The organism is Actinorectispora metalli (assembly GCF_056323685.1).
This window is the reverse complement of record NZ_JBREYE010000001.1, coordinates 1,398,296-1,413,310: the sequence shown is the minus strand read 5'-3', so window position 1 is coordinate 1,413,310 and position 15,015 is coordinate 1,398,296. Positions and strand designations below refer to the sequence as shown.

The window sequence follows — 15,015 nt, the reverse complement described above, 5'->3', positions numbered from 1 at the left end:
CTGAGTGGTTGCGCGGCAGCTTATCGACTCTGGATCACGGTCGGATGGCGAACGGCCTTGGTGACCCTGTCCGGGTGAGAACGTTCACACGGCCTTAACGGCGGAAAAGGGCCATACTCGCCGGTAACCCCGAACTCGACGCCGCGCGTTCACGCCAGACAGAAAGGGGCGCCCGCATGGCCCGGCTCGCCCAGACTGCCGGTCTCACCGACCTCCAGAAGGAAATCCTCTCCACCGTGCACAACTTCGTGGAGAAGGAGATCATCCCGAACGCCCAGGCGCTGGAGCACGGTGACACCTACCCCGCGGACATCGTCGAGGGCCTCAAGGAGATGGGCCTGTTCGGCCTGACCATCCCGGAGGAGTACGGCGGGCTCGGCGAGTCCCTGCTCACCTACGCCCTGGTCGTCGAGGAGATCGCCCGCGGCTGGATGAGCGTCTCCGGTGTGATCAACACCCACTTCATCGTGGCGTACATGATCAAGCAACACGGCACACCCGAGCAGAAGCAGAACCTGCTGCCGCGCATGGCGACCGGCGAGGTCCGCGGGTCGTTCTCCATGTCCGAGCCCGAACTGGGCTCCGATGTGGCCGCGATCCGCACCAAGGCCACCCGCAAGGACGACGGTTACGTCATCGACGGCCAGAAGATGTGGCTGACCAACGGCGGCTCCTCCAACCTCACCGCGGTGCTGGTGCGCACCGACGAGGGCAAGGACCGCGCGCACGAGAACCTCACCACGTTCCTGGTGGAGAAGCCCGAGGGCTTCGGCGAGGTGCTGCCCGGCCTGACCATCCCCGGCAAGATCGACAAAATGGGCTACAAGGGCGTCGACACCACCGAGATGGTCTTCGACGGCTTCGAGATCGGCGCCGACGCGATCCTCGGCGGCGAGTCCGGCCGCGGCTTCCGCCACATGATGGACGGCGTCGAGGTCGGCCGCGTCAACGTCGCCGCCCGCGCCTGCGGCATCGCGATCCGCGCCTTCGAACTGGGCATCGACTACGCCCAGCAGCGCAGCACCTTCGGCAAGCCCATCGCCCAGCACCAGGCCATCGCCTTCAAGCTGGCCGAGATGGCCACCAAGGTCGAAGCCGCGCACCTGATGATGACCAACGCCGCCCGCCTGAAGGACGCGGGCAAGCGCAACGACGTCGAGGCGGGCATGGCCAAGTACCTGGCCAGCGAGTACTGCGTCGAGGTCACCGCCGACGCCTTCCGCATCCACGGCGGCTACGGCTACTCCAAGGAGTACGAGATCGAACGCCTCATGCGCGAGGCCCAGTTCATGCTCATCGGCGAGGGCACCAGCGAAATCCAAAAGACCATCATCAGCCGAGGCCTCCTCCGCGAGTACGGCCTCCGCTGATTCCGGAACCACGGGGGTGCGTACTGCCCAGGGGTTGGATCACTGCCAGGATGGGGAAATCCGCTCCTGGAGGTGGTACGAGTTGACCAGCCCGTTCACTGGAGCCGGCCGTGGAGGGAACGCGGGCCGACTGCCCAGCCTGCCGACCCCGCCCACCGGTTGGCCCATCGGTTCCTACAACGCCTATGAGGAAGCCCAGCGCGCCGTCGACTATCTGGCGGACAACGACTTCCCCGTGCAGGAAGTGACGATCGTCGGGGTGGACCTGATGCTCGTCGAGCGCGTCACCGGGCGCCTGACCTGGGGCCGGGTGCTCGCGGGCGGTGCCGCCTCCGGCGCCTGGTTCGGTCTGTTCGTCGGACTCCTGCTGAGCCTGTTCTCCTCATCGCAGAACGTCTTCGGCCCCATCCTGGTCGGCCTGGTCACCGGTCTGCTCTTCGGCCTGGTGTTCGCCGCGGCGGGCTACGCCTCCGCCCGCGGCAGGCGGGACTTCGTCTCCGCCAGCCAGCTGGTCGCGGGCCGCTACGACGTGCTGTGCCAGCCACGCAACGCCGAGATCGGCCGGGACATGCTCGCCAAGCTCGGACTGAAGGCCAAACCGGCCGGGGAGTGAAGCGTTTTCCGCTGGTGATCCGCTATACGCCCGGTAGGGGAGCGGTTGCGCACCGCCTACCGGGCGCATAGGTTCGATCAGTGCTGTGCTCGTCATCACAGCCACTCGGACTACGGCGTCAGGGGGAACGACGTTGCGACTGAAACGATCCCGCGCCCTGCTGCTCACGGCCGCGCTGGCGTTGCCGCTCGCGGCCTGCGGCGGTGAGGCAGGCGGCCCGCCCGTGATCAACCTCTACTACGCGCCCGAGCAGAACCTCGAGAAGGTCGTCGCGGACTGCAACGCCGAATCGGGCGGCCGCTACCGCATCGTCTACAACAAGCTGCCGCGCGGCGCCGACGGCCAGCGCGAGCAGATGGTGCGCAGGCTCGCCGCCGAGGACACCTCGATGGACATCCTCGGCCTGGACACCACGTGGACCGCCGAGTTCGCCGAGGCGGGCTGGATCAAGGAGTGGACGGGCCGGTACGCCGAGGCCGCCACCACCGGGGTGCTGGCGGGGCCGCTGTCCTCGGCCAAGTGGCGCGACAAGCTCTACGCCGCCACCAAGAACACCAACGTCCAACTGCTCTGGTACCGCAACGACGTCGTCGACACGCCGCCGGAGACCTGGCAGCAGATGATCGAGCAGGCCCAGCGGCTCAAGGCGCAGAACAAGCCCTACCGCGTGATCCTCACCGGCGCCCAGTACGAGGGCCTGGTGGTGCACTACAACACGCTGGTCGAGTCCGCGGGCGGCAACATCATCTCCGAGGACGGCAGCCGGGTCGAGATGGACGCGGGCGCGGTCAAGGCGCTGGAGGTGCTGCGCGACTTCGCCAACGCGGGCGTGACCAGCCCGTCGCTGACGAACTCCAAAGAGGACGACGCGCGGCTGGAGTTCGAGATCGGCGGCGGTGCCTTCGAGCTGAACTGGCCGTTCGTCTACCCGGCGATGCAGAAGGGCAACACCGAGCTGTTCGCCAAGTTCCGCTGGGCCCGCTACCCGGGCATCGAGCCCGGCAAGCCCAGCCGGGTCACGATCGGCGGCCACAACCTGGCGATCAGCTCCTACTCCCAACGCGGCGACCTCGCCTACGACGCGGCGCTCTGCCTGCGCAACGCCGAGCACCAGCAGTTCTCGGCGATCAACGACGGCGTCCCGCCCACCCTGGACGCGGCCTACGAAGGCCCCGAGATGGCGCAGGCGTACCCGATGAAGGAGACGATCCGGGAGGAACTGCGCGATGCGGCGGTGCGTCCGGTGACCCCCGCCTACCAGAACGTGTCCACGGTGCTGTCCACCGCGCTGTCCCCGCCCGGCGCCATCGACCCGCGCAAGACCGCGGAGCGGCTGCGCGCCGAGCTGGCCGACGCGCTGGCGTCCAAGGGGGTGCTGCCATGAGCGTCTCGGCAAGCGCTCCCGCGGCCGCGGCCACCCCCCGCGCCGCCAAGGCGAAGCTGTCGGAGGGCAAACGGGCCGAGCGCAAACTGGGCTGGCTGCTGTGCGCCCCCGCCGCGCTGGTGATGCTCGCGGTGACCGGCTGGCCGATCGTGTACTCGGTGTGGCTGTCGCTCCAGCGCTTCGACCTGAAGTTCCCCGCGCAGCGCGAGTTCATCGGCCTGGACAACTACGTCGCGGTGCTGTCCAGCCCCTACTGGTGGGACGCGTTCTGGGTGACCGTGGTGATCACCCTGATCTCGGTGGCCATCGAGCTTGTGCTCGGCATGGGCCTGGCCATGATCATGCACCGCACGATCGTCGGCCGCGGCCTGGTCCGCACCGCCACCCTGATCCCATACGGCATCGTCACCGTGGTCGCCGCCTACAGCTGGAAGTTCGCCTGGACGCCGAAAACCGGGTACCTGGCGACGCTGCTCAGCGACGGCGCCCCGCTCACCGAGCGGTTCTCCGCGCTGTCCATCGTGGTGCTGGTCGAGGTGTGGAAGACCACGCCGTTCATGGCGCTGCTGCTGATGGCGGGCCTCGCCCTGGTGCCGGAGGACCTGCTCAAGGCCGCGGCGATGGACGGCGCCAGCGCCTGGCAGCGGTTCACCAGCGTGATCCTGCCCGTGATGAAGCCCGCGATCCTGGTCGCGCTCCTGTTCCGCACCCTGGACGCCTTCCGCGTCTTCGACAACATCTTCGTCCTCACCAGCGGCGCCAATCGGACCTCATCGGTGTCGATGCTGACCTACAGCAACCTGTTCAAGGGCCTGAACCTGGGCATCGGTTCCACCATGTCGGTGCTGATCTTCATCACGGTGGCGATCATCGCGCTCATCTTCATCAAGGTGCTGGGCACCGCGACCCCTGGTGAGGGAGGGAAGCGCTGATGGCCGCACTTGGCGGAGTGGAGACCCCGGCCCGCAAGGCCCGCTGGGCCGTGCTGAACGCGCTGGTGATCATCTACGCGCTGATCCCGGTGCTGTGGATCGCCTCGCTGTCGTTCAAGACCAAGGAGACCATCGCCGACGGCCGGTTCATCCCGGCCGAGTGGACGCTAAAGAACTACGAGGACATCTTCAGCACCGACGAGTTCGTCCGCGCCCTGCTCAACTCCGTCGGCATCGCCCTGATCGCCACCCTGATCGCGGTGGTGCTGGGCATGATGGCGGCCTACGCCATCGCCAGGCTCGACTTCCCCGGCAAACAGGCGCTGGTCGGCGTCTCGCTGCTCATCGCGATGTTCCCGCAGGTCTCGCTGGTCTCGCCGCTGTTCGACATCGAGCGTTCGCTTGGGCTGTTCGACACCTGGCCGGGCCTGATCCTGCCGTACGTGACCTTCGCCCTGCCGCTGGCGATCTACACCCTGTCGGCGTTCTTCCGCGAGATCCCGTGGGAGCTGGAGAAGGCCGCGAAGATGGACGGCGCCACCCCGGCGCAGGCTTTCGCGAAGGTCATCGCGCCGCTCGCCGCGCCCGGCGTGTTCACCTCGGCGATCCTGGTGTTCATCTTCGCCTGGAACGACTTCCTGTTCGCGATCAGCCTCACCTCGACCGAGGCCTCGCGGACGGTGCCGGTGGCACTGAACTTCTTCACCGGCGACTCGCAGTTCGAAGACCCCACCGGAACGATCTCCGCGGCGGCCGTGGTGATCACCGTTCCGATCATTTTGTTCGTGTTGTTCTTCCAGCGCCGGATCGTTGCCGGCCTGACCTCCGGGGCGGTGAAGGGCTGATGGCCGAGATCGTGCTCGACAAGGTGACCAAGCAGTACCCCGACGGCGCGCTCGCCGTCCGCGAGGTCGACATCCAGATCGCCGACGGCGAGTTCATCATCCTGGTCGGCCCCTCCGGCTGCGGGAAGTCCACCACCCTCAACATGATCGCGGGCCTGGAGGACATCACCACGGGTGAACTGCGCATCGGCGGCAACCGGATGAACGAGCGCGCCCCCAAGGACCGCGACATCGCGATGGTCTTCCAGTCCTACGCGCTCTACCCGCATATGACCGTCCGCGAGAACATGGCCTTCCCGCTCAAGCTGGCCAAGGTGGACAAGGCCACGGTGAGGTCCAAAGTAGAGGAGGCCGCCAGGATCCTGGACCTCACAGAACACCTGGACCGCAAGCCCTCCAACCTCTCCGGCGGCCAGCGCCAGCGGGTCGCGATGGGCCGCGCCATCGTCCGCAACCCCAAGGCGTTCCTGATGGACGAACCACTGTCCAACCTGGACGCGAAACTGCGGGTGCAGATGCGCACCTCGGTCTCCCGCCTGCAAAAGCAACTGGGCACCACCACCGTCTACGTCACCCACGACCAAACCGAGGCCATGACCCTCGGCGACCGCGTGGTGGTGATGCGCGGCGGCATCGTCCAGCAGATCGGCGCCCCGCAAACCCTCTACGACCACCCCGTCAACCTCTTCGTGGCGGGCTTCATCGGCTCCCCGTCAATGAACTTCATCCCCGCCGCCCTGGCCGACGGCGTCCTGCGCACCTCCCTGGGTGACCTCCCGCTGTCCGACCGCATCCGCCAGTCCCTGGAACGCGCCAACGCCCCCCGCGAAGTGATCATGGGCATCCGCCCCGAGCACTTCGAAGACGCCGCCCTGGTCGAGGAGACAGCCCGCGAATCGGGCGCCGTATTCACCGCCCAGGTCGACGTGGTCGAGTCCATGGGCTCGGACAAGTACGCCTACTTCACCCTCGAAGGCGAACGCGCCACCTCAGCCGAACTCGACGAGCTAGCCGCCGACGCGGGCACCGCCGACGTCCCCGCCGCCACGGGCCACCTCGTCACCCGCCTCTCCGCCGCCTCCCAAGCCACCGAAGGCCAACGCGCCGAGGTCTGGTTCGACACCGACAAGGCCCAACTCTTCAACCCCGAGGACGGCAAAAACCTCACCCACAGTGGCTAATTCAGGGTCGGCGTTCCGCGATTTAGCCCACAAGGCCGAATTTGTAGTCCCTAGACTACGGAGGGAGAGGGACCGGCAACTGGAGGGTGAATGTCGGACGTTGCGCGACAAAAGATCGAGGACTTGATCAGAGCGCTTGACGAGTCCGACTTCGCGTGGTCGTTGCTGCTGGTGGGGGAGGATCAGTCCGCGAAACTCGCGTCGCTCACCATGGGCCTGGGAGGCGCGGTGTCCGCGACCGGGGAGGGCAAACAGATCACCTCGGGCTACCAGTACTGGGGCACCGGACCCACCATCGCGTGGGCGCATGCCTGCTCCGACCAGTACTACCAGGTCATGAAGAAGAGTCTGGACTCGTTCACCGGCCGTTGGCGGGAGGTCAGTGCCAAGGTCAGCGGTTCACCGTTTCACTATGTCTGCCTTGGTACCGGGACCGGCAGCAAGGACCGTCAGATCCTGGAGACCCTGCTGACGGACAACCCGGATCTGTTCTACTTCCCGGTCGATATCAGTTCCGAGATGCTTCGGCTGGGTACCGTCACGGCGACCGCTGGGCTTGGCATGCCCAGTCATCAGGTTCTCCCGGTCCAACTCGACTTCTCGCTGAGCGAGAACCTGCACGAACTGCGGAAACTGCTCGGCAGGATGGTCGGCGACGAGCCGATTGTCTATTCGCTGGCAGGCAACACGATGGCCAACTTCGAGCACGACACGCAGCTCTTGGCCGGATTCGCGGCGATGCTGCGCCCGCAGGACCTGTTCCTGCTGGAGGTGGCTACCACCAAGGACCTTTCCGATGACCTGGCCCGCGCCGCGGCGGATGAGTACGCCCGTAGTCGTGCTTACAAGGAGTTCGTGACCTGCGCTCTGATGCACAACTCTGACCTGACCATAGATATGGACTCCGTGCAGTTCCGTGGCTCGGTCGAGCCGGGTCGGGCACTCAAGGTCAAGGTCGTCTATCGGAACCGCACCGGCCGTGACATCCAGATGACCCTGCCCGACCGCAACTGCATCCAGTTCCCGGACAACGACACCATCCTGTTGCAGGTCACGAGGAAATACGATCGCGGGGCGCTCGACGACATCGTCGGCAGCTGTGGCCTGCGGCCGGTCGCATCGGCCCGCTCCGACTTCCGTGCCTCGAAGTTCGGGATGGAGCTGCTGTTGCTGGCCCGGACCGACGAGCCGATGCCGGCCTCGAACACCACCAGGGCCACCGACATCTGGAAGGTCTAGTGCGGTGACCCGCATCGCGATCACGGTCGTGACCTTCGGCGCACTCGCCGCGGCGCTGGGACTCGGCCTGACCTGGTTCGGCTTCTCCACCCCCGATCAGCGCTGGGAGCCCGCCGTGAACACGTTGGCGCTGCTGGCGGGTATCACCGGAATCTTCGCCGAACGGTGGGCGGCACAACGGGAACGGCGAGTTCAAGCGCTCGAGGCGATCGAAACGGAACTGGCGCACAACCGGGAGCTGTTGGCGGGCCGGGCGTTCGCCGATAGGGGCATGCCAGGCCGCAAGCTTTACCCGAGGCTGCTGCACTCCGCGGTCGACGCAGCCTTCTCATCGGGTGCGCTCAGCCCGCGCAAGGACGGCGCGTTGATCTCGCGTTTGCATGCCTGGCGGGACGAGGTCACCTCGGTCAACCGGCGCCTCGAACTGACCGAGTTGCTCACCTTCACCAGCGCCTCGCAGGACGAGATCGCGGAGTTCGACAACGCACTGCGCACGTTCATGCCGACCGTGCGGGACAACCTGAACGAGGTCGAGATCCACTTGGAGGCCATGCGCGGCGATTCGCCGACACCGATCGCTTCGCGCGGGAAGTAGCGTCCGGCGGCCCGTTAGTCTCCAATCGTGGCTACGAACTCCGCAGGGCAGGCGGCAGGTGACGGCTTGGGTGTGGGCAGCGAGTTGGCCGAGGTGATGCGCACGCCGCGCAGCACCGACTGGCGGTTCGCGCTGGAGGACCGGCTGCGGTGGCTGCACACGCAGGCCGAGTTGCTTGAGCGCGTGCCCGAGCCCGTGTGGCAGGCCATCCGGGATGTCGAGGCGGCGGTCATCGCGCGGCACTCGTTCTGGCGCAAGCCCGCGGCCTGGTGGTCGGGGTGGGAGATCGAGCGTGGCTGGCGCGCGGTGCACTTCGCGCAGGCCTACCTGATCGCCTACGGCCCCGAACTCGGCGCGCGGCTGCCCACGCTGGTCGGCTGGGCCGCGAAGGAACTGGCCGACGACGACCCACGCGCCCGGCAGATGGCCGAGATCCCCTGCGACGGGGACTTCAGCGCCGCCGACCGGTTGATCGTCGCCGACACCCTCATCGCCGCCTTCGGGGTCGTCGACCAGCGCCACTCGGCGTTGCGGGTGCTGCGCAACAAGCTGTTCGTGTTCGGCTCCGTGCTGCTCCTGCTGCTGAACGTGCTGGTCGGGGTGCTCAGTACCCGCTGGCCGGGGCTGCTGCCGCTGTGCGTCGGCGCCCAGGACAAGCAGGTCTGCCCCGCGGGCTTGCGGCCCAGCGCCGCCGACGTCTGGATCGTGCAGCTGTTCGGCATCCTCGGCGCGATCGTCTCCGTCGTGGTCCTGCTGCTCCGCCGAAGGCCCACCCTTGCCCCGTACACCACCATCGGCTACCAGGCCCTGATCAAGCTCTGGATGGGCGCCGCCCTGGCCATGGTCGGCGTACTCGTGCTCGGTGCGGGATTCTTCGACGCCGTCATCCGGGTTGAAAGCCGCTCCGCCGTGTTGTTCTGGGCACTGGTCTTCGGCTACTCCCAGGAGGCCGTGAGCAGGCTGCTGGACAACTACGCCGACCGCGTCATGGGCGCGGCCAACCCGCTCGGCGGCAAACCCGGCTGATCACTCGGCGGGCACGGTCTGCACCAGCGCGAGCACGACCACGCCCAGCACCGCGAGCAGGCCGAGTGCGAAGGCCAGCGAGTGGGCGTGGGCGACCATGCCGATCAACGGCGGGCCCGCCAGGAATCCCAGGTAGCCCATGCCGGACACGGCGGCGATGGCGTTGCCGGGGGAGATGCCCGCCCTGGCCGCCGCTGTGCTGAGCAGCAGCGGGAACGAGCAGGACACCGCGATGCCCAGCAGCAGGAAGCCGATCACGGCGGCGGGTACGGCGCCGGGCAGCGTCACCAGGCCCGCGCCGATGACCAGACCGGCGCCGCCGAGGCGGACCAGCGGCATCGCGCCCGCCCGCTGGGTCAGCGCGGGCCCCATGAACCGCCCGATGGTCATTGCCGCGGTGAACGCGATGTAGCCGGTGGTGGCGAGGTCAGGGCTGGCGCCGCGTTCCTCGCGCAGGAAGATCCCGCTCCAGTCCGCCACCGACCCCTCGGCCAGCAGGAAGCAGAACGCGGCGATGCCCAGCGGAAGCAGTCCGCGGCGCCGCGGCTCGGGCTGCGCGGGGGCGGGTGTCAGCGCGACCGAGTCGGCCAGCAGGCCTCGGTCGGCGAGCAGGACACCGGTGACACCGATAGCGGCCACCGCGAACAGGTGCACCTGCGGGGGCACGTCCAGCATGATCGCGGCGGTGGCCACGCCCGCGCCGCCGAAGGTGCCCAGGCTGAAGGCGGCGTGCAGGCGGGACAGCAGCGGCCTGCCGGTCCGCCGCTCCAACTCCACGCCCTGGGCGTTGATCGCGATGTCGAACGGGGTGTTACTGGCGCCGATCAACAGCAGCACCAGGGCCAGCACCACCGGGTGGCCTGCCAGCGCGGGCAGTGCGATCGCGGTGGCGTAGGCCGCGCCGGACAGCGTGGTCAGCCTGCGGCTGCCCAGCAGTGCCACCAGCGTGCCCGCGACGGGCATGGCGCCGAGAGCACCCACCGCGCCGCCGAGCAGCACAAGGCCGAGCCCGCCCTGGGACAGATCCAGCCGGTCGCGCATCTCGGGGATATGCGGTACCCAGCTGGACAAAATGAGACCGTTGAGGAAGAAGACGCAATAAAGCGACATTCTGGAGCGCAGGTCGACCGAATTCGGGGCAGCGTGAATCAGAGGGTGCATTAGGCGGCACCTTCGAGTTATGCAGGAATTCCGAGCGGCGTTGCCTCGGTCACGGACATCCAGCAGGCTAGGAGCTGTTCGTGCAGGTAATCAAGGCCCTGTGAGCCCGCTCATCGCCTATAACAGGTAAATAACGGAAGCATCTGCATTACGTCGTAATGACGAGGCTATACCAGGCTGTCCGAATTCAACGGCGTTTGCGGTTTCGCACTGTTTCGATTACGGCGGCGTCCCATCGATGGGTGCGCATCAGCCGGTACCGCTCGGCCGCGACCCACAGATACGCCTCGGCGTCGGTGCGGCCTTCCAGCAGACCGGCCTCGGCCAGCATCTCCAGCACCGGCAGGTACTCCTCGTTGAACCACCGCCGGGCCACCGTCTGGCGGTTCAGCAGCCTGCCCTCGTCCTGCATGAGCCGGAAACCCCAGGCTTCCACCGTTTCGCCGAGTTCGGCGTACTCCTCCGGATCGCGGAAGACGATCCGCGACATCGCGGCGTCGCCCAGCGGGACGCGGTCGGCGAAGATCCGGTTGTAGTCCTTGACGATCAGGTCGCACCTGGCGCGGATGCCGTCCGGGCTGATCCGGGTGCGCACCTCGGTCACGTGCGCCTCGATGATCTTCAGCCGCATGGCGTGCGCCACCGACACCCGGTGGTGGCCGTCGCGGACGAAGTGCAGATCGCCGATGCGGTACACGTCGATGGGCGGCAGCGCCTCGCCGCGGCGCTGGGCCAGCGCGAGCCGCTGCCAGCGCTCCCGCACCCGGCCGGACGTCGGCCGGAAGTAGCGGTCGAACTCGCGGGTGCGATCGACGCTGCCCACGATGGAGTTCAGCTTGATCACCTGGAGACCGATCTTCCGCTCGCCCTGCCTGCCAAGAGCGGAGATGACCTCGTCGAACGGCAGCATGACGGTGATGTCGTCGGGTTCACGACGCAGCCATGCGGCCAAACGGGACAGCACCTGACGACGCCGAGCGAGCAGAAAGTCGTGCTCGGCGTCCGCATGAGGGAAACCCGTGTCACCCCGCATGTGTCGTCTCCTGCTGCGTTCAGACGAGCGTGAGCTGGCGAAACACCCATTTCTGTGCGTGACGGTAGCGCTGCGTGAGCCATCCTGCTGGGTGATCGCGCTCACCGGAATAGTCCCTAGGCTCAACATGTGCTGCTTCCCGAATCATTCCGGGACGCCGCCCGTGACTGCCAAGGCGATAGCCCGATCAATTACGTGTTGCTCTCGGCTGCCGCCGATGATTTGGCTGCCGGTGGCGTGACCGCGCAGGTTATGGCCGGCTGCGAGGCTGATCGCAGCAGCACGGTGCCCGGCCTTCGTTTCGTACAGGCCGTGCACCGGCTCGTGCTCGAAGGCAAGGCTCCGACCCTTGCCAAGCACTATCCCACCGCGGGCGGCGACCCGCGGCTTGGCGGAATCTGGGCCGACGTCGAGCCCACCCTCCGCAAGTACCTGCCCGAACTGCGCCAGCGGGTGCGCTCCGGGCATGTGCACATCAACGAACCCGGCAGGTGCGCCCCACTGTTCGGCGGCCTGCTGGTGGCAAGCCAACGCGCGGCCGGACGCCGCCGTCGCCCCTTCCGTATCCGACTACTCGAGCTTGGCGCAGGCGCCGGGCTCAACCTGCACCCCGACCGCATCGCATACCGCCTGCCGGATGGCAGCCTGCTCGGCGACCCGGCCAGCCCGCTGCACCTGGACCCGCAGTGGACCGGCCTGCCGCCCGCCGACCTCGATCAGCCGCTGCGCATCGTGCAGCGGGCGGGCTGCGATCTCGAACCTGTCGACCCCACCTGTGAGGAAGGCAGACTGCACCTGCGCTCGTTCATCTGGCCCGACCAGGTGGACCGAGGCCGACGCCTGGACGCCGCGATCGAGGTTGCCACCACCGACCCGGTACCCATCGACGCCTCAGCGGGCGCCGACTGGCTCGCCGCCAAACTCGGCAAGCCCCGCAAAGGCATCCTCACCGTCGTCTGGCACTCGGTGGTGTGGCAGCACGTCCGCCACGCCGACCGCGCCAAGGGCATGTCCGTCATCGCCGAAGCCGCCAGAAGCGCCACCGCAGACGCCCCACTGGCCCTCCTGGTCTTCGAACCCCGCCGCACCCCGCGGGAACGCGAACCCCACCGCTACGACCTACTCCTCCGCCTCTGGCCCGCGGGCATCGCCATCCGCCTAGGCCACGGCCACGGCCACGGCATCCCCTTCACCTGGGAGCCCTGACCCAAAACACGCCGTCGGTCCGGAGCCCCACGGCTCCGGACCGCCCAAGCCTCCGGCCGCTCGGCGGCGCGAGTCGGCCCTGCCGGTTCTCCGGCGACTTCGCTCGGGAGGCCGCTGCGCTGCCGCTTTCGGAGTCGGCGTTGCGGAAACCACTTTCCCTCCGCGCAGCTGCTGCTTACGCTGGTGGGGTTCCTGCACCGCCCGCAATGGGCGTATGCGTGACTTCGAGGTGATGACTTATTTCCCAGGCTCGGTAGCCGCTCTTCCAGGGCTCTGCCCGCGGACCCCGCCTGTGCTGACAGGCGATGGGTGCTGTCCGCTGTGAAGACGGTGTTCCCGATGGCCTGGGCTCCGTGACTTTCTCCTGTGCGCAGTAGGCGTACACGGGTCTTGGCCTGCCCGTGTCCCTGCTGTTCAGAACAGGAACCCTCTCCGTGTCTCGTGACACCCGCACCGCCCCGTCCCGCTCTGCCGGACCGTCTTCGCGCCCTGGCAACCGGATCATGTTGGCCGTGGTGCTGCTCGGTGAACTGATGGCCGTCGTGGACGCATCGGTGGTCGACACCGCTCTGCCCTCGATCCAGGCGAACACCGGTGCTTCAGCCGCAGGCCTGCAGTGGATCCACGCCGCCTACGGGCTCGCGCTCGCCCTCGGGCTGATCACCGGCGGGCGCCTCGGCGACCTCTACGGCCGCAAACGGATCTTCCTGCTGGGCAACGGCATCTTCACCGCCGCCTCGCTGCTGTGCAGCCTCGCCGCAGGCCCCACCGCCCTGATCGCCGCCCGCGCGGTGCAGGGCGCCGGGGCGGCGGCGATGATCCCGCAGATCCTGGCCACCCTGCATGTCACCTTCACCGGCAGCGCCCGCGTCAAGGCGTTCAGCCTGTACGGGACCGTCATGTCAGTCGGCAGCGTCGCCGGGCCAGTCCTGGGCGGCGTCCTTACCCAGGCCGACCTGTTCGGCCTCGGCTGGCGTTCCATCTTCCTGATCAACGTCCCCCTCGGCGTCGTTACGGTCCTGCTCGGCCACAGGTACCTGACCGAGTCCCGTAACAGCCACGCGATGCGTCTGGACCCACCGGGCATGGTCCTTGCCGCGCTCGGACTGCTGCTGATCACCTACCCCCTCAGCGCGGGCGGCGCCCACCACTGGCCGGGGTGGACGTTCACGGCCATGACCGCAGGTCTTGCCGTGCTGGTAAGCCTGGTCTTCCAGCAGCGGAGCAGGACCCGCAGGGGCGGTTCCCCGCTGGTAGCGCTGTCCCTGTTCTCCTGGCGGCCGTTCTCCGGAGGGATGGCCGCCCAACTGGTCCTCTGTCTGCTGTCCGGCCTGTTCTTCATGTGCTGGACGCTCTACATGCAGCAGGGCCTGGGCCTGAGCCCGTCGCGGGCGGCGATCGGCTTCCTGCTCTTCACACTCGCCGAGATCGGCGGGGCCTGGCTGGCCATGTCGGCCGTCGCCCGGCACCAACGGCGCGCACCTCAGGCAGGCGCACTGCTCGCTGTGGTGGCCCTGGTCGTGTTCCACCTGCTGTCCACCACATACGGCATCAACCTGTCGATGGCGGCCATGGCCCTGCCTGCCCTGGTGCTGGGCGTTGGGCTGGGCATGATCGGCGCTCCGCTGACCGACCTCACCCTGGGCCGCGTCGAGGAGGCGCACGCCGGATCGGCCTCAGGACTGTTCAACACCGCCACCTACCTCGGCCTCAGCCTGGGTGTCGTGCTCACCGGGGTGGTCTTCTTCTCCCATGACCACACCGCGACCGCCCGCGGCACCGACGTCATCGACGCCTTCACCGCAACGCTTCCGTACGTGATCGGCGGCCTGCTGGCCATGTGGGCCCTGATGTTCTTCCTGCCCCGCCCGAACACACCCGGAAGGGGCGTCAGGGAGTGGGAAGGGGGTTGATCGTCCAGCGGCCCTGGTTGGCTTCGGCGGGGAGGCGGAGGGTGCCTTGGGTGCCTTGGCGGGTGGTGTAGTCGACGATGACGAAGGTGCGGCCGTCTCGGGTTTCGGGGTGGGCGGTGACGTCGGTGACGTCGGCGGCGTCGAAGTTCTCGGTGGTGGTCTTGGCGGCCTCGCCCGCGTCGGAGGGGCCGTCGATGAGGCGCTCGAGGTTGGTGCTGTCCTCGGCCAGGAGGGCTTGGCCTACGGAGGCGGCGAGGAGCTCGGGGGAGGGTTCGCCGGGTTCGGGTTCCATGGCCAGTGTTGCCGTCACCGTGACCAGCCACGCCAGTACGGCGACGAGCACCCAGAAATGAAGGTTGCGCACCGCGCGACGCACCAGGTTCATACCTGTCGACCTCCCTCAGCACAGCGGGGCGGGCCGGGTGCGGCCACGCCGGGAACTACACGTGGGGAACCGCGGTGCCGGAGCGGCACCGGACAGCCCCCTACTGGCGATTCGCCACGAGACACCGTGATC

At 67.9% G+C, this 15,015-nt stretch carries 14 protein-coding genes; 11 read left to right on the top strand and 3 right to left on the bottom strand.

Annotated elements, in window-relative coordinates:
• Positions 1 to 176: 176 nt before the first annotated feature.
• The 9 genes from ACU6XJ_RS06435 (at position 177) to ACU6XJ_RS06395 (ending at position 9,185) form a co-directional block, all read left to right on the top strand.
• Positions 177 to 1,370, top strand: a complete 1,194-nt coding sequence (locus ACU6XJ_RS06435) for an acyl-CoA dehydrogenase family protein (RefSeq protein ID WP_476307618.1) — start codon at positions 177 to 179, stop codon at positions 1,368 to 1,370.
• A gap of 82 nt (positions 1,371 to 1,452) precedes the next feature.
• The gene (locus ACU6XJ_RS06430; protein ID WP_476307616.1) at positions 1,453 to 1,983 is read left to right on the top strand and encodes a YflT domain-containing protein; all 531 of its coding nucleotides are present in this window, start codon (positions 1,453 to 1,455) and stop codon (positions 1,981 to 1,983) included.
• 133 nt (positions 1,984 to 2,116) lie between these two features.
• Positions 2,117 to 3,367 carry an ABC transporter substrate-binding protein gene (locus ACU6XJ_RS06425; RefSeq protein ID WP_476307614.1) on the top strand — a complete coding sequence of 417 codons (1,251 nt, stop codon included), beginning with the start codon at positions 2,117 to 2,119 and terminating at the stop codon, positions 3,365 to 3,367.
• Positions 3,364 to 4,299 (top strand): carbohydrate ABC transporter permease, encoded by a 936-nt coding sequence (locus ACU6XJ_RS06420; RefSeq protein WP_476307612.1) that lies wholly within the window; start codon positions 3,364 to 3,366, stop codon positions 4,297 to 4,299. Before ACU6XJ_RS06425 ends, ACU6XJ_RS06420 begins: the two co-directional genes overlap by 4 nt.
• Positions 4,299 to 5,144: a carbohydrate ABC transporter permease gene (locus ACU6XJ_RS06415; protein WP_476307611.1), complete on the top strand. Its 846-nt coding sequence runs from the start codon at positions 4,299 to 4,301 to the stop codon at positions 5,142 to 5,144. Before ACU6XJ_RS06420 ends, ACU6XJ_RS06415 begins: the two co-directional genes overlap by 1 nt.
• Positions 5,144 to 6,325 (top strand): ABC transporter ATP-binding protein, encoded by a 1,182-nt coding sequence (locus tag ACU6XJ_RS06410; protein WP_476307609.1) that lies wholly within the window; start codon positions 5,144 to 5,146, stop codon positions 6,323 to 6,325. The genes ACU6XJ_RS06415 and ACU6XJ_RS06410 overlap by 1 nt, the downstream gene beginning before the upstream one ends.
• Positions 6,326 to 6,496: 171 nt before the next feature.
• Positions 6,497 to 7,564 (top strand): L-histidine N(alpha)-methyltransferase, encoded by a 1,068-nt coding sequence (locus ACU6XJ_RS06405; protein ID WP_476313819.1) that lies wholly within the window; start codon positions 6,497 to 6,499, stop codon positions 7,562 to 7,564.
• Between the two features lie 4 nt (positions 7,565 to 7,568).
• Positions 7,569 to 8,159: a hypothetical protein gene (locus ACU6XJ_RS06400; protein ID WP_476307607.1), complete on the top strand. Its 591-nt coding sequence runs from the start codon at positions 7,569 to 7,571 to the stop codon at positions 8,157 to 8,159.
• Positions 8,160 to 8,186: 27 nt separating this feature from the next.
• Entirely contained in the window at positions 8,187 to 9,185 is a 999-nt protein-coding gene (locus ACU6XJ_RS06395) for a hypothetical protein (protein WP_476307605.1), read from the top strand.
• Here the strand turns inward: ACU6XJ_RS06395 and ACU6XJ_RS06390 are convergent, their stop codons facing one another.
• Positions 9,186 to 10,295 carry an MFS transporter gene (locus ACU6XJ_RS06390; RefSeq protein ID WP_476313818.1) on the bottom strand — a complete coding sequence of 370 codons (1,110 nt, stop codon included), beginning with the start codon at positions 10,293 to 10,295 and terminating at the stop codon, positions 9,186 to 9,188. It lies immediately after the preceding gene.
• Positions 10,296 to 10,533: 238 nt separating this feature from the next.
• Complete coding sequence (locus ACU6XJ_RS06385) at positions 10,534 to 11,379, bottom strand: chromosome partitioning protein ParB (RefSeq protein ID WP_476307603.1); 846 nt, start codon at positions 11,377 to 11,379, stop codon at positions 10,534 to 10,536.
• 129 nt (positions 11,380 to 11,508) lie between these two features.
• On the opposite strand from ACU6XJ_RS06385, the gene ACU6XJ_RS06380 reads away from it, so the two are divergent.
• On the top strand, positions 11,509 to 12,585 hold the full coding sequence (locus ACU6XJ_RS06380) for a DUF2332 domain-containing protein (protein WP_476307602.1): 1,077 nt from the start codon (positions 11,509 to 11,511) through the stop codon (positions 12,583 to 12,585).
• Between the two features lie 434 nt (positions 12,586 to 13,019).
• Entirely contained in the window at positions 13,020 to 14,498 is a 1,479-nt protein-coding gene (locus ACU6XJ_RS06375) for an MFS transporter (RefSeq protein ID WP_476307600.1), read from the top strand.
• On the opposite strand, the gene ACU6XJ_RS06370 is transcribed toward ACU6XJ_RS06375, so the two are convergent.
• Positions 14,476 to 14,883 (bottom strand): hypothetical protein, encoded by a 408-nt coding sequence (locus ACU6XJ_RS06370; RefSeq protein WP_476307599.1) that lies wholly within the window; start codon positions 14,881 to 14,883, stop codon positions 14,476 to 14,478. The two genes, ACU6XJ_RS06375 and ACU6XJ_RS06370, sit on opposite strands and share 23 nt — an antisense overlap.
• Positions 14,884 to 15,015: the final 132 nt, after the last annotated feature.